General features: G+C 71.3%; 15 protein-coding genes and 2 tRNA genes. 9 read left to right on the top strand and 8 right to left on the bottom strand.

Annotated features, from left to right (window positions below; all coding sequences use genetic code 11):
* The first annotated feature begins 6 nt into the window (after positions 1–6).
* The 6 genes from ehuC (at position 7) to P8A18_RS11065 (ending at position 5,146) form a co-directional block, all read left to right on the top strand.
* Complete coding sequence (ehuC, locus tag P8A18_RS11040; RefSeq protein ID WP_306053757.1) at positions 7–741, top strand: ectoine/hydroxyectoine ABC transporter permease subunit EhuC; 735 nt, start codon at positions 7–9, stop codon at positions 739–741.
* Positions 738–1,382 carry an ectoine/hydroxyectoine ABC transporter permease subunit EhuD gene (gene ehuD, locus P8A18_RS11045; protein WP_306053758.1) on the top strand — a complete coding sequence of 215 codons (645 nt, stop codon included), beginning with the start codon at positions 738–740 and terminating at the stop codon, positions 1,380–1,382. Before ehuC ends, ehuD begins: the two co-directional genes overlap by 4 nt.
* Complete coding sequence (ehuA, locus tag P8A18_RS11050) at positions 1,372–2,217, top strand: ectoine/hydroxyectoine ABC transporter ATP-binding protein EhuA (RefSeq protein WP_306053760.1); 846 nt, start codon at positions 1,372–1,374, stop codon at positions 2,215–2,217. Before ehuD ends, ehuA begins: the two co-directional genes overlap by 11 nt.
* A 184-nt stretch (positions 2,218–2,401) precedes the next feature.
* A complete protein-coding gene (locus P8A18_RS11055; RefSeq protein WP_306053762.1) occupies positions 2,402–3,160 on the top strand; it encodes an IclR family transcriptional regulator in 759 nt (252 codons plus the stop codon).
* A gap of 224 nt (positions 3,161–3,384) precedes the next feature.
* Positions 3,385–3,458: transfer RNA gene (locus P8A18_RS11060), tRNA-Lys, on the top strand.
* Between the two features lie 131 nt (positions 3,459–3,589).
* On the top strand, positions 3,590–5,146 hold the full coding sequence (locus P8A18_RS11065) for an MFS transporter (RefSeq protein ID WP_306053764.1): 1,557 nt from the start codon (positions 3,590–3,592) through the stop codon (positions 5,144–5,146).
* Between the two features lie 129 nt (positions 5,147–5,275).
* On the opposite strand, the gene P8A18_RS11070 is transcribed toward P8A18_RS11065, so the two are convergent.
* From P8A18_RS11070 to P8A18_RS11080, 3 genes are all read right to left on the bottom strand, one after another.
* A complete protein-coding gene (locus tag P8A18_RS11070) occupies positions 5,276–5,866 on the bottom strand; it encodes a lytic polysaccharide monooxygenase auxiliary activity family 9 protein (protein WP_037711324.1) in 591 nt (196 codons plus the stop codon).
* 166 nt (positions 5,867–6,032) lie between these two features.
* Positions 6,033–7,982, bottom strand: a complete 1,950-nt coding sequence (locus P8A18_RS11075) for an SPFH domain-containing protein (RefSeq protein ID WP_306053766.1) — start codon at positions 7,980–7,982, stop codon at positions 6,033–6,035.
* 28 nt (positions 7,983–8,010) lie between these two features.
* Entirely contained in the window at positions 8,011–9,330 is a 1,320-nt protein-coding gene (locus tag P8A18_RS11080; protein WP_306053768.1) for a peptidoglycan-binding protein, read from the bottom strand.
* A 183-nt stretch (positions 9,331–9,513) separates the two neighbouring features.
* Here P8A18_RS11080 and P8A18_RS11085 point away from each other — a divergent pair.
* From P8A18_RS11085 to glxA, 3 genes are all read left to right on the top strand, one after another.
* Positions 9,514–9,587 (top strand) — tRNA-Lys (locus P8A18_RS11085).
* Between the two features lie 273 nt (positions 9,588–9,860).
* Positions 9,861–11,876, top strand: coding sequence for a glycosyltransferase family 2 protein (locus P8A18_RS11090; protein ID WP_306053770.1), 2,016 nt, complete (start codon positions 9,861–9,863; stop codon positions 11,874–11,876).
* Entirely contained in the window at positions 11,873–13,807 is a 1,935-nt protein-coding gene (glxA, locus tag P8A18_RS11095; RefSeq protein ID WP_306053772.1) for a radical copper oxidase GlxA, read from the top strand. The genes P8A18_RS11090 and glxA overlap by 4 nt, the downstream gene beginning before the upstream one ends.
* 6 nt (positions 13,808–13,813) lie before the next feature.
* Here glxA and P8A18_RS11100 read toward each other — a convergent pair whose 3' ends face one another.
* The 5 genes from P8A18_RS11100 to P8A18_RS11120 form a co-directional block, all read right to left on the bottom strand.
* Positions 13,814–14,869, bottom strand: coding sequence for a glycoside hydrolase family 6 protein (locus P8A18_RS11100; RefSeq protein ID WP_306060827.1), 1,056 nt, complete (start codon positions 14,867–14,869; stop codon positions 13,814–13,816).
* A gap of 359 nt (positions 14,870–15,228) precedes the next feature.
* Positions 15,229–15,951 (bottom strand): class F sortase, encoded by a 723-nt coding sequence (locus P8A18_RS11105; protein ID WP_306053774.1) that lies wholly within the window; start codon positions 15,949–15,951, stop codon positions 15,229–15,231.
* A gap of 1 nt (position 15,952) precedes the next feature.
* The gene (locus tag P8A18_RS11110; protein WP_306053776.1) at positions 15,953–16,516 is read right to left on the bottom strand and encodes a hypothetical protein; all 564 of its coding nucleotides are present in this window, start codon (positions 16,514–16,516) and stop codon (positions 15,953–15,955) included.
* 126 nt (positions 16,517–16,642) lie between these two features.
* Entirely contained in the window at positions 16,643–17,431 is a 789-nt protein-coding gene (locus tag P8A18_RS11115) for an HAD-IIA family hydrolase (protein ID WP_018555802.1), read from the bottom strand.
* Positions 17,432–17,698: 267 nt separating this feature from the next.
* The gene (locus P8A18_RS11120; protein ID WP_306053780.1) at positions 17,699–18,769 is read right to left on the bottom strand and encodes a hypothetical protein; all 1,071 of its coding nucleotides are present in this window, start codon (positions 18,767–18,769) and stop codon (positions 17,699–17,701) included.
* Positions 18,770–18,950 lie beyond the last annotated feature (181 nt).

Below are 18,950 nucleotides of genomic sequence, written 5' to 3' on the forward strand. Positions count from 1 at the left end.
CACCGCATGAATGATTTCTTCTCGGCCTTCGCCGACGATCTGCCGCAACTGCGGTCCGGCCTGTGGGTGACCCTGGAGGCCACGGTGTTCGGCGCCCTGGTGGCGCTGCTCCTGTCGTTCGTCCTCGGCCTGATGTCGCTCAGCCGGCTCATGCTGTCGCGCGGGGTCTCCCGCGTGGTCGTGGAGTTCTTCCGCGGCACCTCGCTGTACGTGCAGCTGTTCTGGCTGTACTACGCGATGCCGCAGCTGACCGGGTACGAACTGACGCCGGTCGTCTGCGGGGTGCTGGCGTTCGGCCTGAACTACGGGGCGTACGGCGCCGAAGTGGTGCGCGGCGCGATCAACTCCGTGCCGCGCGGGCAGTACGAGGCGGCGCTCGCGCTGAACATGTCGCCGCTGCACCGGATGCGCAAGGTGATCCTGCCGCAGGCGTGGGTGCAGATGATCCCGTCGTTCACCAACCTGCTGATCCAGCTGCTGAAGGCCACCCCGCTGCTGTGGCTGATCTCGGCGGCGGACCTGATGACCGCCATCGAGAAGCTCCGCAGCCGTACGGGTGAGACCCTCACCGCCTACGTCACGCTGCTGGCCTGCTACTTCGTCCTGGCCTATGCGCTGACCCTGCTGATGAACCTGCTGGAGCGGTCCGCCAAGCGGCGGCTCGGCCTGGCAGCCGGCGGGAAGAGTCTGCTGAAGTCCCGCAGTGCCGTGACCGCCCAGGCCACCGGAGGTGCCCGGTGAACAGTGATTTCAACTGGGGCGCCGTCGGTGACGCGTTCCCCCTGCTGCTCAAGGGGTTCGAGACGACCCTGCTGGCCACGGTGTTCGGCACCCTGGTCGCCGCGGTCCTCGGGCTGGCCATCGCGGTCGCCGGGCGGGCGCCGTCCCGGCTGGTGACCGTGCCGGTGAAGGTGGTGATGGAGTTCATCCGCTCCACCCCGCTGCTGGTCCAGCTGGTGGGCGCGGCCGCGCTGTTCACCTCGGTGGAGCCGCTGACCATCGGCATCGTGGTGCTGGGCGTCCACTACGCCACGTACACCTCCGAGGTGTACCGCGCCGGGATCGACGGCGTACCGAAGGGCCAGTGGGAGGCGTGCCGGGCGCTGTCGATGACGCCCCGGCGGACCTGGCAGGCCGTGATCCTGCCGCAGGCGGTGCGCAACGTGGTGCCCGCGCTCGGCAACTACGCGATCTCGATGTTCAAGGAAACACCCTTCCTCGCCGTGATCACGGTGCACGAGATGGTCTTCGAGGCACGCGACTACGGAGCCCAACACTTCGTCTTCACCGAGGTGTTCACCCTCGCGGGACTGATCTTCCTGGTGGCGAGCTACCCCACCTCGCTGTTGATGAGAAAGCTGGAGAAGCGCCTTGGCCACTGACCCTCTGCAGAAGAAGACGGCCGCGGCCCCCGAGGCCGTCGTGCCGGTCGACACCTCCAAGGACGACGGACACCCGCTCGTCCGCTTCGACAAGGTCGTCAAGCGCTACGGCGACCACACGGTCCTGGACCAGCTGGAGTTCTCGGTCGAGCGCGGCGAGCACGTCACCCTGATCGGGCCCAGCGGCTCGGGCAAGACGACGATCCTGCGGCTGCTGATGACGCTGGAGAAGGTCAGCGACGGCGTGATCTGGATCAACGGCGAACCGCTGACCCATGTACGGGCGCCGGACGGCTCGCTGCGGCCGGCGTCCGAGAAGCACCTGCGGGCGGCCCGCCGGCGGATCGGCATGGTCTTCCAGCAGTTCAACCTCTTCCCCAACATGAAGGTGCTCCAGAACATCACCGAGGCGCCGGTCAACGTGCTCGGCATGGACCGCGACAAGGCGGAGACCCGCGCCCGGGAGCTGCTGGACCTCGTCGGTCTGTCCGGCAAGGTCGACGCGCATCCCTCGCAGCTCTCCGGCGGCCAGCAGCAGCGTGTCGCGATCGCCCGCGCGCTGGCGATGGAGCCGGAGATCCTGCTCCTGGACGAGGTGACATCCGCGCTGGACCCGGAGCTGGTGGCGGGGGTGCTGGAGCTGCTGAGCGACATCGCCCGCAACACCGACATCACGATGCTCTGCGTGACGCACGAGATGAACTTCGCCCGGGACGTCTCGGAGAAGGTGCTGATGTTCGACGCCGGACGGGTCGTGGAGTCCGGTTCGCCGGAAAAAATCTTCTCCGATCCCTCGCACGAACGCACGCGCGAATTCCTCAACGCGGTGCTGTGACCTCGGCATCCGTCGTCCGCGCATGACGGTGGCATATGCCATACGGGTGCGCCCCTGCTGACAGCTCCGGGGCGCACCCACAAGTCCGCGGGACCACCCCCCGAACAGGGCGGGGACGGCTATCGTGGTGGCGTGCCTCCGGCCGACAAGCCGGCCTCCGGTCACAACTGGTAGGGGGGAAACCGTGCCGTTGAAGCCCGAACCGACTGCTCCGTTCCACTCGGTTCAGTACGCCCTCCGCGTGCTCGAAACGGTCTCCACGCACGGCAGCGGTGTGACCGACGCGCAGATCTCCCGCGAGACGGGCCTGCCCATCGGCCACCTCTCGGCCCTGCTGCTGACGCTGCGCCGCGAGGGGTACGTGGAGCAGATCACCGACGGCGCGTACGTGGTGGGCGCCTCGCTGCTGCTGCTCGGCTCGGGCACGGCCCGCCGCCAGGCCCTGGAGATCAAGCTCCAGCAGACCCTGGCCCAGCTGCGCGACTCGGTCGGCGCAGCGGTCTACATCAGCCGGTACGTGGACGGCGAGATCCGCGTCACGCAGTACGCGGACAGCCCGCACACCCCCGCGGTCAACGAGTGGGTGGACTTCAGGTCGGCGGCGCACGCGTCGGCGATCGGCAAGTGCCTGCTGACCCAGCTCGACCAGAACGGGCGGCGCGACCACATCGCGCGGCACAAGACGGCCCGGCTCACCTCGCGGACGATCACCAGCGAGAAGGTCCTCTTCTCCAAGCTGGACAGCCAGCCGGCGACGGTTCCGGTGCTCGACCTCCAGGAGTACGCGGTGGGCACGGTCTGCGCGGCGGTGCCGCTCACCGCCGGATCGGCGGCGGGCTGCCTGGCCCTGTCGATGCCGGTGGAGGACGCCCACCGACTGCGCGCGGCGGCGGACACGCTGAACCGGCGCGCGGCCCCGATGCTGCTGTCGCTGGCGCTTTAGGACCTGTCTTCAAACTGCCGTCTGCCGGGCGACGCCATGCACGCACTCTCGCCGCACCGGCCCCAGACCCCGGTACGTCCAGTACAGGGGCCTGGGGCCGGCACACCGAGAGCACACACCTGACGCCGCCCGGCCGCCCTTCGGGCGACGACGGCAGTTTGAAGGCAGGCCCTAGGCGTGTCATCAGCACCCCTCGGGACCAGGTATTATTTTCGAGTCAGCAGGCGCCGCTAGCTCAGTTGGTTAGAGCAGCTGACTCTTAATCAGCGGGTCCGGGGTTCGAGTCCCTGGCGGCGCACAGACAACGCACGAGGCGGTTTCCGTATCCACGGAGACCGCCTCGTGCGTTTTGTGCTGCCCAGGGTCATGTACAGATGTTTTACACAGCCGTACTAGACACCTGTTTTAAACAGTCGTATATTCCTTGGCATGACGAACCCTCCGAGCACCACCGCCGCCGCATCCGGCGGCCTCGCCGGCCGTCGGGAGTGGACCGCCTTCGTGGTCCTGCTCCTCCCCCTCCTCCTGGTCTCGATGGACGTGTCCGTCCTCTTCTTCGCGATCCCGTCCATCGACCGGGACCTCGCCCCCAGCGCCACCCAGCAGCTGTGGATCTTCGATGTGTACGCCTTCGCCCTGGCGGGCCTGCTCATCACGATGGGCTCGCTCGGCGACCGCATCGGCCGCCGGAGGCTCCTGCTGATCGGGGCCCTCGCCTTCGGTGCCGCCTCGGTCTGCGCCGCCTACGCCACCAGCCCGGAGATGCTGATCGCGGCCCGCGCGGTGCTCGGGATCGGCGGGGCGACGCTGATGCCCTCGACCATCGGCCTGGTGCGCAACATGTTCCACAACGAGCAGCAGCGGGCGAAGGCCATCGGCATCTGGTCGGGCGCCATGGCCGGCGGGGTCGCGCTCGGCTCGGTGCTCAGCGGGGTGATGCTGGAGCACTTCTGGTGGGGCTCGGTGTTCCTGATCAACGTGCCCGCGATGCTGCTGCTGCTGGTGCTCGTCCCGCTGCTGGTCCCGGAGTTCAAGGACCCGAAGCCGGGCCGCTTCGACTTCCTGAGCGTGCCGCTGTCCATGGGCACCGTCCTGCCGGTGGTCTACGGCATCAAGGAGAGCGCCGCCCACGGACTCGACGCGCGGCGCGCCCTGATCATCGCCGCCGGGCTCGTCATCGGCTGGGTCTTCGTACGCCGGCAGCGCAGCCGCTCCGACGCGATGATCAGCCGGGAGCTGTTCCGGGGCCGCGGCTTCGGTGTCGGGATCGGGCTGAACGCGCTGGCCGCCTTCGCGATGATGGGCTCGGCCTTCTTCACCACCCAGTACCTGCAGTCGGTGCTCGGCATGAGCACGATGGAGGCCGCGCTGTGGAGCCTGGCCCCGTCCCTGGCGGTGGGTGCGGCGGCGCCCGCGGCGACCGCGATCGGCCAGCGGACCCAGCGTGCGTACGTCGTCTGCGGCGGGTTCGTCATCGGGGCGGCCGGCTTCGGCGTCTTCACGCTGGCCGGGACCGACTCGCTGGCCCTGCTGCTCATCGGCTCGGGCGTGATGAGCAGCGGCATCGTCGCCGTGATGGCCATGGTCTCGGACCTGGCGATGACCGCCAGCCCGCCGGAGAAGGCCGGTGCGGCCGCCTCGCTCCTGGAGACCGGGCAGGAGTTCGGCGGTGCGCTGGGCATGGCCCTGCTGGGTGCCGTCGCCACCGCGGTCTACCGGGCGGACATGCCCGCCTCGGCCCCGGACGTGGCCCGCAGGACCCTGCCGGGCGCGCTGACCACCGGTGACGACTCGCTGATCGCGATCGGCCGGGAGGCCTTCGTGCACAGCATGCGGTACGCCTCGGTGACCGGTTCGCTGATCCTGCTGACGGGGGCCGTGCTGGCCGCGACCCTGCTGCGCCGGGCGACCCGTCCGGCGCCCCCCGCCGCCGAGGCGCCGGTGGCCGGGGCTCCCGAGGCGCCCCAGGTCCCCGCGCGGGTCTGATCATGCCCTCGCCGGACGGCGAAAGGGCGAGCCCCGGGGTGGTGTCCCACACCACCCCGGGGCTCATTGTGCTGCCCGCCGACAGCACGTCCGTTACGCCGTACGGGAGCCGGCGAAACGTCGGTACTGTCAGAACTGCACGTCGGAGCACGCGTAGAACGCGTTGGCGGTGTCCGCGACGTTCCAGACGCTCAGGATGATGTGCTTCCCCGACTTCTGGGTGGGGATGGTGCCCTGCTGGGTCAGGGTCGCCGGGGGCTGCTGGTTGTTGTACGGCACCGTCATGAACGGCTGCGGTTCCAGGTCGGAGCGCTTGAGCGGCTTGGTGGGGTCCCAGCCGTCCTTGGTGATGTAGTAGCGGAAGTCCGACGTGGCGTGGCGGGCGGTGAACTGCCAGCGGAAGCTGAAGCCCTGACCGGCCGTCACCTTGGTGGCGGGCCATTCGCCGTTGCGCGGGTCGTCGAGCTGCGCGAACTCACCGTGGCCGCCGGAGCAGATCGCCCCGTCCGCGGGACCGGCCTCCGGGAAGCCCTTGGGGCCCTCGACGCTCTGCGGCTCCCACTGGATGTTGCCGCAGCCCGTCACCGTGCCGTTGGCACACAGCTTCTGACGGCTGATCGGGTTGTCCGTGTAGCCGTGGCTGCTGGCGCTGCTGGTCGCGAACATCGAGACGCCCGCTACCGCGAGGCCCACCAGGGCCGCACTTGCCTTCATACGCATTGCTGTCGCTCCTCGGATGCGTGGGGGGAGGGGGGATTCCATGAGCATTGCTGTGCGCGCGGGTTCTGCGGTCTAGACCAAGGCCTAGATTATTGACGCGGCTTGAACATGTCCAGACCAATGAGCGCGTGATTCCGGTTGCCCCGAAAGCTCCCCCCACCCGGCGTCAGGCGCCGTCACCCCCGGCCCGGCCGGTGTAGAAGGCCACCGTCAAGTCCTTGACCAGGGCCTTGCGTTCGTAGTCGTCGAGTTCTACGAGGCCCCGGGCGGTCAGCCGGGTCACGGTGTCATCGACCGCGTCCACGACCGTGGTCAGCACGCTGTCCCGGTGCTTGGCGTCGATGGCCGCGATGCGGCGCCGCTGCATCGCCGCCGCCACCTCCGGCGCGTACTCGATGCCGGTCGGCTGGGCCGAGTACACTTCGATGCCGGCCGGTTCGCAGTCCGCCTTCAGCATCCGCGTCAGCGCGTCGCCGACCGCCTCCGCGTTGCGCAGGGTGTGCGCGTCCTCGTGGAAGGCGTCGGCGGGCAGCTGGGACAGGACCCGCGCCATCGCCGCCTCGACCTGCTCGCGCAGGTACTCCTCGTGGCCCTCGATCCCCAGCACCGCCCGCACGGTGTCCTTGACCCGCCACACGACCAGGACGACGACCCGCAGAGCCGTTCCGTTCGCGTCCACCGCGGGCAGCGGCTCGCTGCGCCAGTGCCGCAGCCGTACGTCGACCCGGCGGCGCAGCAGCAGCGGACTGACCCACATCAGCCCGGTCCGCCGCACGCTGCCCCGGTACTGGCCGAAGAGCGTGAGCACCCACGCGTATCCGACCCGTCCCCGGCTCAGCCCGCCGAGCGCGAACAGCACCACGGTCGCGAGGACGACGAGCGCCGCCCAGGCGCCCGTGCCGAGCCCGTCGTACGGTCGCGGACCGAGCCCGACCCTGGCCGACAGCGCGTCCGGCACCGCGCCCGTCCACCACAGGACACCGGCCGCGGCCACGGTCCCGCCGAAGCCGGTGAGCAGGGCGGCCCAGCCGGGCAGCGCGGGCCCCGGCCGTTCGTGGAGCCGGGGGTCGGCGTCGGGCGCCGGCCGGGTCGAGGGCCGCACCTGCGGGGTCCTCGGCACGGGCGGCCGCCGCACCCCGGCCCCCGGCTCGCCCCCGCCCGCCCGCCGCACGACGCTCCCGGGCAGGGCGGCGGCGTCGGCCCCGGGCCGCTGGTCCTCGCGGAAGAGCAGGTGCACGGGGATGGTGGCGGTGCGCTCGTTGGCGATGACGGCCTGGTGCCGCCCGGTGTCCCGGACCGAGTCGGTACGCGGGGGCCCGGCGTCGGGCCCGGGTACGCGGGTGGCGGTCTCGGCCTCCGCCCCGGCTGCGACTCCGGCTCCGGCTCCGGCTCCGGCTCCGGCCCCGGCTCCGGCTCCGGCGAGAACGAGGACGGGCTCGGGAGCGTCGGCATCGGCGTCGGCGTCGGCGTCGGCGTCCGACGGCGGGTCGGCATCGGGCGCGGGTACGGTCGCGGGCGCGGTCCCGTCCACCGCTACGGCCACCGCCTCGTCCTTTTCGGCCGCGTCCCGCTCCCCGGCCGACGGCACCGAGACGGAGGCCGAGGTCGCACCGAGCGGCCCCCTGCGGTCGTCCTCACCCGGCACGAGATCGAGCACCAGGTCCACGACGGAGTCGGACGCGGCCTCGGCACGGGGTCCCTCCTCCGCGCGCACGCCGGCACCCGCCGGCTCGTCCTCGCTCCCCGGCACGTCGACCACCACCTCACCCCCGGCGGGCACCGAGACCGCGACCGGCCCGAAGACCGGGGCCGCCCCGGAAACGGAGTCCGAGACCGGGACCGCGTCCCGCACCGGCACCGCGTCCCGCACCGGGACCGCGTCCCACACCCCATCGCGAACCGGCACCGCGTCCCGCACCCCGCCAGAAACCGGCACCGCGTCCTCCACCGCCTCCGCGGCCCGCTCCCCCGCTGCCGCCCAGGCGTCCGTGACGCTGCCGGCGCCGCCCGGACCGACCCATTCCCGTACCGGGACCGTCCCGTATCTCTCCTCCCCGTACTCCGGCTCCTGCCCGTACTCCGGCTTCCCGGAGCTGTCCGACACCGTGGATCGCATTACCGCCTCCGTCATGTGCGTCGTCGTGTCACGCGAAGAGTCGCCGCCAGGTCTCCGGGCCCGGATAGCCGTCGGCCTCCGTGCCCCGCCAGCCCTGGGCCTTCTGGAAGGCCTCGACATTGCGCCGGTCCGCCTCGGTCCACCGAGGGTCGGGGCCCGACAGGTAGTACGTGCCGTATCCCTTCTTCACCAACTGTTTGCCGAGCCTGTCGACATGGGTGTTGGACTGACCCGGCCGGAAATAGCCCCGCCCGGGGAAGGCCGGAACCCCCGCCGGGCCGTTCTGGCCGCTCGCGGCGGGGATGTCGTGGCCGGTTCCGGTCACCAGCAGCTCCCAGGTGTCGGGGCCGGGGATGCCGTCGGCCTCGGCGCCCTTCCAGCCCTGGGCCTCCTGGAACGCCCGGGTCGCCTGCCGGTCGGCATCGGTCCAGACGGGATCGGGGCCGACCTTGTAGAAGCGCTTGCCGCCCCGGGCGACGAGCATCGTGCCGAGCCGCGTGACGTTCGCGTTGTTCGCGCCCGGCCCGAACTCCGCCGCGCCGGGGAACGGGGCCGGGGTCGCCTCGCTGCCGCCGTTTCCCGAGGTCAGCCCCTTGTAGCGGTAGGCGACATAGCTGCCGGAGTTGGTCCAGTAGGCCAGGGGCGTCGTCTGCTTGCGGGCGTGCGGCTTGGTCTGCTCGTACGCCGTGTAATAGGTGTGCGTGTAGTCGGTCCAGCCGCCGAAGATCGTGACGTGGGAGCCCTTGGCGGGGTCGGCGAGGTTGTGGAAGAGCAGGATGTCGCCGGGCTGGAGGTCCTCGCGGGCGATGCGCGTGCCGTACGTGGCGAGGCTGCCGGTCCACTCGTTGCCCGCCAGGTTCCAGGCCATCGACACATAGCCGGAGCAGTCCTGCCGGTACCCGTCCGACCAGTACTTCTCCATGCTGTACGGGACCTGCGCGGTGACCCACTTCTTGGCGCGGTTGATGATGTCGGCCCGGGTCGTCGGCCGCAGCACGGGCGCCGCCGTGTCGGCCGCGGGGGCTCCCTGGACGCCGGACCCCGGCCCCCGCAGCGGTCCCGGTCCGCCCTGGGGGCTGTCCGGCAGCGGTCCCGCCAGACCGGTCAGCGCTCCCGTGCCGGGCACCGGGGCCGGATCGGCGACCGCCCCCGCGGACTCCAGCACGCCGGCGCTCAGCACCACCCCGGCAGTGGTGAACAGCACCATCACGCGCCGCGCGCCGTGCGCGGCCGGGTTCCCCCCGTGCCGCGTGGGCAGTCCGCCGGCCGCGGAGCGCCGCTGGGCGGCGCAGCCCGGACAGGGGCAGTCGATGGCGGGTACGTACTCCTCGAAGGCCGGCACAGTCATGCGAATCCCTCCGCAGTCGTCAAGATCTTTGGGCGCATCTGCACGGGCGTCAGTGTCTCAACTGTCCTGACATACCGCATTTTGACGGATAGAAGAGAAAAAACGACCATCCGACAGGCCGGGATAGAGATGAAATGGTCGGGAGCACCACTCGGGATCGGGTAGAGTTCTCCAGGTCAGCAGGCGCCGCTAGCTCAGTTGGTTAGAGCAGCTGACTCTTAATCAGCGGGTCCGGGGTTCGAGTCCCTGGCGGCGCACGCACAGTCAAGGCCCTCTCACTCCAGGTGAGGGGGCCTTGACAGTTTTCGCGCACCGGCCCCGGGCCGGTGCCAATCGCGTCGTCGCGTCCAGCAGTTGGCCGGCCGCTGCGGGACGGGCCTCGCACAGCTCCCTCGTACGGGGCCCTTGTACGGGACCGGAGTCGAACAGGCATCATGCTCTGAGCCCGTCGGCCGCGTTTCAGGGGGAGACGCGGCGGACGAAACGACCGAGCGACCGCGCAGCCCCGCCTGCGTGCAGGGGGACGACCCATGACGTCGACGCCGCCGGGTGACCGGCAGGACAACGACCCTTCCCGGACCACGCGGCTCCGCATACCCGGGCAGGACGACGACCCGTCCCGGACGGCCCGGCTCCGCATACCCCGGCAGGAGGACGACCCCTCCCGGACGACCCAGCTCCGCATACTCCGGCCCCTGCGCTCCGGCGGTCACCGACGCCGGCAGCCCAAGCCGCTTCCCCGGTACGACTACGAGCACTACAGCCGGCTCGCCGGGCCCCTGACCCAGCCCGACCCGGCGAAGCCGTACACCGTGAAGTACCGCTCGCTCCTCTCCCAGGAGCCGCACCGGGTGCGCGCCGCGCTCCTGCTGGGCGCGGCCCCGCTGGTCTCGCTCGGCCTCTTCGTCTGGCTGATGCAGCCCGAGCACTGGACGCAGCGCGACCCGAACCTCAAGAACGACACGCTGCTCGTCCTCGACGTCGTGATGCTGGTCTCGATCGGCCTGATCGAGCTGTTCCGCACGATGAACGTCCTGTCCAACGCGCACGCCACGCTGGTCGCCCGCGACCCGGTCCCGGTCGTCCCGGAGAACGGCACCCGGGTCGCCTTCCTCACCTCCTTCGTCCCGGGCAAGGAGCCCCTGGAAATGGTGACGAAGACCCTGGAGGCCGCGGTGCGCATCCGCCACCGCGGGCTGATGCACGTCTGGCTGCTCGACGAGGGCGACGACCCGGCGGTGAAGGCGGTCTGCGAGCGGCTCGGCGTCCACCACTTCTCCCGCAAGGGCGTGGCGCACTGGAACCAGGCCAAGGGCCCGCACCGGGCGAAGACCAAGCACGGCAACTACAACGCGTGGCTCGACGCGCACGGCGACGCGTACGACTTCTTCGCCTCGGTCGACACCGACCACGTACCGATGCCCAACTACCTGGAGCGGATGCTCGGCTACTTCCGCGACCCGGACGTCGGCTTCGTCATCGGCCCGCAGGTCTACGGCAACTACGACACGTTCGTCACCAAGGCCGCCGAGTCGCAGCAGTTCCTCTTCCACGCGCTGATCCAGCGCGCGGGCAACCGGTACGGCGCCCCGATGTTCGTCGGCACCAGCAACGCGGTGCGGATCTCCGCCCTCAAGCAGATCGGCGGGCTGTACGACTCGATCACCGAGGACATGGCGACCGGCTTCGAGATCCACCGCGCCCGCAATCCGCGCACCGGCCGCAAATGGCGCTCCGTGTACACCCCGGACGTGCTGGCCGTGGGCGAGGGGCCCACCGCGTGGACGGACTTCTTCACCCAGCAGCTGCGCTGGTCGCGCGGCACCTACGAGACGATCCTCAAGCAGTACTGGAAGGGCTTCGGCTCGCTGCCCGCCGGCAAGCTCTTCAACTACACCATGATGATCATCTTCTACCCGATGTCCGCCATGAACTGGATACTCGCGGCCCTGAGTTGCGCGCTGTTCCTGGGCATGGGCGCGTCCGGCGTGCAGATCGACCCGACGGTCTGGATGATGCTCTACGGCAACGCCTCCGCCCTCCAGATCGGCCTGTACGTCTGGAACCGCCGGCACAACGTCTCGCCGCACGAGCCCGAGGGCTCCGGCGGGCTGGCCGGCATGGTGATGTCCGCGCTCTCCGCGCCGGTCTACGCCCGCTCGCTGATGGACGCCGTGCTGCGCCGCAAGAGCTCCTTCGTGGTGACGCCCAAGGGCGACTCCTCCAGCCCGGACACGCTGTTCGGCACGTTCCGTATCCACCTCTTCTTCATCGCGGTCTTCGGCGGCTCCATCGTGGCCTCGTACGTGCTGGGCCACAGCCACCCGGCGATGGTCACCTGGGCCTCGCTGGCCCTGCTGATCACGGCGGCACCGGTCATCGGCTGGCAGTACACCGTGCGCGCGGAGAAGAAGAAGCGCCGCGCGGGAACGCCACCGCCCGCGGCACCTCCTCGGCCGCTGCCGCAGCCGGAGACATCGGCCCGGGGGCACCGGGCCGGAAACGACGAGACCATGCAGATCGCCCTGGGGGGTCGTAAGAAATGAAGTACCGTCCGAGCCGCCGTACCCGCCGCATGGCGATCAGTACGGCGGTGGTTCTCGCGCTCGCGGGGGCGAACGGGCCGTGGCTGTACCGTTTCGGCACCGAGCGCTACCACGACTACAAGATCAACCGGGCCGGCTACAAGGCGGACAACGGCCACTGGGACTTCCTGGACATCCCCTCCGAGTTCCGGATCAACACGATCCACGCGGCGCTCCTGCACACCGGCAAGGTGCTGCTCGTCGCCGGTTCGGGCAACAACCAGAAGAACTTCGACGCCAAGAGCTTCCGCTCGGTGCTGTGGAATCCCAGGACCAACACCTTCAAGAACATCCCCACGCCCAAGGACATGTTCTGCGCCGGTCACACCCAACTCCCCGACGGCAAGCTCCTCATAGCCGGCGGCACCAGACGGTACGAGAAGCTCAAGGGCGACGTCACCAAGGCCGGCGGCCTGATGATCGTGCACAACGAGGACCCCGACAAGCCGGTCACCCTCCCCGCCGGCACCCGCTTCACCGGCAAGGGCAACGGCAAGACCTTCGTCACCAAGGACCCGGTCCTGGTGGAGAAGGCCACCAAGGTCTTCGACAAGGAGACCGGCGCCTTCCTGCGCAACGACCCGGGATACGGCCGGATCTACGTCGAGGCCGAGAAGTCCGGTACGCAGTACGAGACGGGCGCCGAGGACAACTACCGCGTCCAGGGCCTGACCGGCTCCGACGCCCGCAACGTCTACGGGATCGCCCAGAAGCTCGCCCTCGACAAGAAGGACTTCCAGGGCATCCGGGAGGCCTTCGAATTCGATCCGGTGGCGGAGAAGTACATCACCGTCGACCCGATGAACGAGGCCCGCTGGTACCCGACGCTGACCACCCTGGAGGACGGCAAGGTCCTCGCCCTCTCCGGTCTGGACGAGATCGGGCAGATCGTCCCGGGCAAGGACGAGATCTACGACCCGGAGACCAAGGAGTGGGAGTACACCGGCATCGTCCGGAAGTTCCCCACCTACCCGGCGGTCTTCCTCCTCGACGACGGCAAGCTCTTCTACTCCGGCTCGAACGCCGGCTACGGCCCCGCCGACGTCGGCCGCGACCCGGGCGTCTGGGACCTGGCGACCAACAAGTTCACCAAGATCCCCGGCCTGAGCGACCCGGACAAGATGGAGACCTCCGCGACGGTGCGGCTGCCTCCGGCCCAGGACGAGAAGTTCATGGTGATCGGCGGGGGCGGCGTCGGCGAGTCCGAGAAGTCCAGCGAGAAGTCCCGGCTGGTGGACCTCAAGGACCCCGACCCCGAGTTCAAGGACGGCGCCTCGCTGGACGAGGGCACCCGCTACCCGAGCGCGTCCCTGCTCCCCGACGACTCCGTCCTGGTCACCGGCGGCTCCAACGACTACCGGGGCCGCAGCGACTCCGACGTGCTCCAGGCCCGGCTGTACGACGCGAAGACGGACACCTACCAGCGGGTCGCCGACCCGGCCGTGGGCCGCAACTACCACTCCGGGTCCGTGCTCCTGCCGGACGGCCGGGTCATGATCTTCGGTTCCGACTCGCTCTACTCCGACAAGGCCAACACCCGGCCCGGCGTCTTCGAGCAGCGCATCGAGATCTACACCCCGCCCTACCTCTACCGCGACTCCCGGCCCGAGCTGACGGCGGGCCCGAAGAAGATCGAGCGCGGCTCCACGGCGGTCTTCACCACCCACCAGGCCCGGTCCATCACCTCGGCGAAGCTGATGCGGCCGAGCGCGGTCACCCATGTCACCGACACCGACCAGCGCTCGGTGGCCCTGGACCTGAAGAAGGCGGACGGCACGATCTCGGTGACCGTGCCCGAGAACCGGGCGCTGGTGCCGTCGGGCTGGTACATGCTCTTCGTCACCGACGACCGGGGCACCCCGTCCGAGGGCACGTGGGTGGAGGTGCCGTAGGAGGCGCTATTTCGTGGCGCGGACCAGGTCCAGCGCGTAGGCGGGCCACCACTCGCCCGCCTTCGGGCCGCCCCGGCAGTCGCCGTCCGACTCGCCGGGGCGCTTGATCCACAGGTACGCGTCGACCAGGCCGTCGCCCGTGTCGGCGGTCGGCGGCTCGCCGAGGGCCCGGCCCGGCGGATTGCACCAGGTCTCCTCGGAGTCGGACGCGGTGTACGGGCCGTTGCCGTTGCGGCTGGTGTCGATGACGAACGGCTTGCCGCCGACCTTCGCCGACAGCTGCCTGCCGAATTCCTTGCTGGCGGCGGTGGTCTGGAAGTTGGACACATTGACCGCGAAGCCGTCCGCCGCCCCGATGCCCGCCCGCAGCAGCGAGTCGAACAGCGCGTCGGGGGTGCGCCAGCCGGCGTTGCCCGCGTCCAGGTAGACCCGGGTGCCCGGCTGCTTCTTCAGCCGCTCCACCGCGCCCTTGAGCAGGTCGTAGCGCTCCTCGTGCAGCTTCCGCGGGGTGCAGCCGTCGACCAGGTGCACCACCGCGTCGGGCTCCAGGATCACGGTGGCACCGCGGTCCCCGATGCCCCGCGCGACGGCCTCCACCCAGGCGCGGTACGCGTCGCCGTCGGCCGCCCCGCCCTTGGAGAACTGCCCGCAGTCGCGGTGCGGGATGTTGTAGAGGACGAGCAGCGCCCGCCGGTCCGCCTTCGCCGCCGCCCGCGTGAAGCCCTTCGCCTCGGCCTCCGGATTCTCCGCGCCGACCCACTCGGCGACCGGCTGCTCGGCGATGCGCCGGATCAGCGCGGCGGCCTCGGCGTTGCCGTCCTTGGTGTACGCGGCGACCTGACGGGCGGCGGTCCCGTCCGGGTTCACCCAGTACGGGACCGTGCCGGCGGGCCGCTGGCCGATACCGGCGGGATTCCCGCCGCCCTCGCTCGCGCCCGCGCCGGCCCGGTCGCCGTCACCCTTGCCGTCCTCGGAGGCGGAGCAGCCGGCGAGCAGGAGCACCAGGCCCGCCGCCGCGGCCACCCCACGCATGGCGAACCGGCCGTTGTGACTGCCGTACATCCACTCCCCCTCGGGTGCGAGGGCGGTGCCCTGTCGCATCGCGGCCCATCCTGGCACAGCGCGCGGGGGCGGCCACGGCCTTGTGCGGTTTCGCCACCGGGCCGTTACGGCGGTTTCACCGCGCTCTGCCCCGGTTCGTCGCCTGCGGAGGGTGACCGATTATCGACGTAACGTCAGAAATGCTCTGGGCGGGCGGAGTTCGTCCCCCTACAGTGGGCGTGCGGCGGACCCGGACGCCACCGACCTCCCGTGTCCGCGCCGGGCCACTCCCGCGGCCCGCGCACCGCGGTCGAGGACCGGCCCGGCCCGCCGCCCGGAGGACGGGCGGCGGGCCGGGCCGTGTGCCATGTGCCGCGATCTCAGACGGCCCCGGCGGGAACCTTCTCCTCGGCACTCTCCCCGGCGCTCCGCTCTCCGGTGCTCTTCTCCGCGGTGAGGTAGGCGGAGACGACCACGTTCGCGGTGTACGAGCGCGAGGCGCGGTCGTACGTGCCGCCGCAGGTGATCAGCCGGAGTTCCGCCCGGCCGTCCTCGCGGGGGCCGTACGCCTTCTGGGCGTCGAACCGTTCGCGGGTGAGGACCTGGACGTCGTCGATGGTGAACTCGGCGACGGTGCCGTCGGTGCGGGTCACGTCGACCTTCGCGCCGGGGCGGGCCGCGCTGAGCCCGTAGAAGACGGCCGGCTTGGTCTCGGTGTCGACATGGCCGACGAACAGGGCGGGGCCCTTGGCTCCGGGCTCGGTGCCGGCGCCGTACCAGCCGACGGTCTGGGGCGTGTCGAAGGACGGCGGCTCGATCGCGCCCTCGGCGTCCAGGTCCCGGGGGACGACGGGGGCCCGGATACCGATCGACGGGATCTCGACGCTCTGCGGCGCCACGCCCGCGATCGGCTTGTGCGCCGGGGGCAGCGGCACGCCGAGCGGACGTCCGACCGCGGCGACGTCGCCCGTGGTCGGGGCCGAGCCGATGCCCGAGCCGTCGGTGATCCCGCGCCCCCACAGCCACAGACCCAGCAGGATGACGGCCCAGGCCACTCCGGTGAGCAGCCTGCCGTGACCGGCCGAGTCCTCCGGGGCCGACATGTCAGTCGGCGGCCGGGCGGCGGCGGCGCACGCTGCGGAACGCGACGGCGACGGCGGCGACGGCTGCCAGGGCGAGGCCGATCACCTCGTGGGCGGTGCCGGGACCGGCCTGCTCGGTCGCCTCACCCGCGAGCGCGGCGGTACCTCCGCCACCGGCCCGGACCGGGGCGACGGGCATCGGCCGGTTGCGGTGGACCACGGTGACGACGGCGGACGCCTTGGTGCGCTTGTCGTCCTTGCAGACGGCCTGGACGTCGTAGTCACCGGGCTCGGCGTCCGAACGGATGCGGGCCTCGGCGAAGAGGGCGGCCCGGTCGGCGCCGGGCGAGAAACGCGCCTGGGAGACGAAGGCGTCGGAACTCCCGGTGGCCTCCTTGCCCTTGCAGCCGGCGAACTCCAGGTCGACCTCGCCGCCCGGGGCGACGGACGAGGGGCTGACCGACAGGGTGGCCCGGGACCGTGGGTCCTCGTGGCCGGAACCGGCTTCGGCCAGTGCCGAGGGGACGGGCACCAGGGTCGCCGCGGCCACCGCGGCGGCACAGAACGTGAGGGGTATGGAACGCATCGTGAACCTCCTGATGGCAGGTTCACGCGTGCGGGGACTTTTCGCATCCGCAGCGCGGGGGCGCTGGGCCGGTGGAGTGTGGGGGGACGGGCGCGGTCCGGGCCCGCCCCCCACCGCAATCCGGTGTCAGCCCAGGTCGACGAGGTCGACCAGGTCCGCGATGGAGTCGACCACCGTGGACGGCCGGAACGGGTACTTGTCGATGTCGGCGACCGTGGTGAGCCCGGTGAGCACCAGGAACGTCTGCATGCCCGCCTCCAGACCGGCCAGCACGTCGGTGTCCATCCGGTCGCCGATCATGGCGCTGGACTCGGAGTGGGCGCCGATCGCGTTGAGCCCGGTGCGCATCATCAGCGGGTTGGGCTTGCCCGCGAAGTACGGGGCCTTGCCGGTCGCCTTGGTGATGAGGGCGGCGACGGAGCCGGTCGCGGGCAGCGGGCCCTCGGCGGACGGGCCGGTCTCGTCGGGGTTGGTGCAGATGAAGCGGGCGCCGCCGTTGATCAGCCGGATCGCCTTGGTGAGCGCCTCGAAGGAGTACGTACGCGTCTCGCCGAGCACCACGTAGTCGGGGTCGTGGTCGGTGAGGACGTAACCGATGTCGTGCAGCGCGGTGGTGAGCCCGGCCTCGCCGATGACGTAGGCGGTGCCGCCGGGCCGCTGGTCGTCGAGGAACTGGGCGGTCGCGAGGGCCGAGGTCCAGATGTTCTCGACGGGCACGTCCAGGCCCATGCGCTGGAGGCGGGCGTGCAGGTCGCGGGCGGTGTAGATCGAGTTGTTGGTCAGGACCAGGAAGGGCAGTCCCGAGTCACGCAGCCGCTTGATGAAGGCGTCCGCACCGGGGATGGGCGTCCCCTCGTGGATGAGGACTCCGTCCATGTCGGTGAGCCAGGACGAGATCGGCTTGCGCTCTGCCATGTGGGACTCCAGTTGCCGTACGCCAGGTGCGGGGACGCCGGCGGCACCGCGTTGTGCAGCGCCGACGTACCCGAGTTTAGGCCGACTGTTCGACGTGGAGGTACTGCCTGACCGGGGCGGATGCCCGGCGTCGCGCGCAGCGCCCGACCGGGCGGATGCTCAGCGGGCGCGCGTACCGCCCGACCGGGCCGATGCTCGGGAGGTGCGCGCACCCCCCGACCGGCGCGCGTGTCCGGCGTCGCGGGCGCCGCCCCGCCGGGCGGATGCTCAGCGTTGCGCGCGGCGGGTCCGCCGGGCCGCGATCACCATCGCCCCGCCGCCGATCAGGAAGCCGGAGACGGTGAGGGCGGGCAGCGGTACGGGGACGGAGATGCCGGTCCTGGCGAGTTCCGGGACTCCCGCGGGGTCGGTGCCGGTGCCGCCGGGGCGGCGGCCGGGGTCGGCGTAGCCCTCCTCGCCCTTCCCCCTGCCCGTGCCGTTGTGCTGCTCCTGATCCTGGCCGATGCCGCCCACGTCTTCCCTTCCCGCGCTCTCGCGCTCGCCGTCCGTCTCGCCGGTCTCGCCGCTGTCGGTGCCGTCCCCGTCGGATGCGTCCTCGACCACCGTGAACGGGTAGTCGTCGGACTCGCCGACCCACTCCCCGTCGCCGTCCTTCGTGCCCCTGCCGGTGGTGTCCGCGCCGCTTCCGGCGCCCCGCCGCTGGACGATCGCGGCGTTCGCGGTGATCCGGCCGGGGCTGGTGTCGGACGTGAAGGCGAGCCGGACCTGGACGGTGACGGTGTGGCCGGCGGGCACGGTGAATCCGGGGAACGAGTCGTCGCCGGCCCCGCCGAAGACCCCGATGTGCTCGTCCCGGTCCGTCGTCTCCCAGGTCACGCGGTGTTCGACGCCGGGGTGGGCGCGCTCGGAGAACTCCAGCTGGATCTGGTCCGAGGTCAGGGCGCGGTCCTCGTCGGTGAGGACGAGCACGGGGTGGATGGCGCGGCAGGACTCCGTGGTGGTGTTCGTCAGGTCCAGGAACCAGGTGCCGTAGCCGCCGCCGGACGCGTAGGTGTCGGGCCCGCCGTGGATGCGGGTGTCGATCGGGAAGTCGGTCGCCCCCGGCTTCCCGCAGGCGGGCTGCTGCTCGGCGGTGGCGGACTCGGACGGGGCGGACGGGGCCAGGCGGGTGGCCGGACCGGCGACGGGGTTGCGCTGCGGCGCGGCGGAGGCGGTCGCCCCGCCGAGGACCACGGGCATGACGCTCGCGGCGGCCAGCCCGAGCGCGAGTCCGTGCCGGGGCCGGCCGGCTCCGGGGGGCTCGGGGGACTCGGGAGGCTCGGGTGATTCGGGGGGCATGGCGGCCAGCCCTTCACTTCTCGCGGAAACGGTCGGCGCGCCCCGGGTCCGGAGTTCACCGGTCTGGTCGTGCTCCGCCGGTCACGCCGTGCTGCCGGCCGGGCGGACGGCACCGCTCGCGGAACACGCACTGGGCGGCGACCCTGCCACGCGCGCACGGGCGGCCCGCGCAGGCGCGGCG

The organism is Streptomyces sp. Mut1 (assembly GCF_030719295.1).
Lineage (GTDB): Bacteria > Actinomycetota > Actinomycetes > Streptomycetales > Streptomycetaceae > Streptomyces > Streptomyces castrisilvae.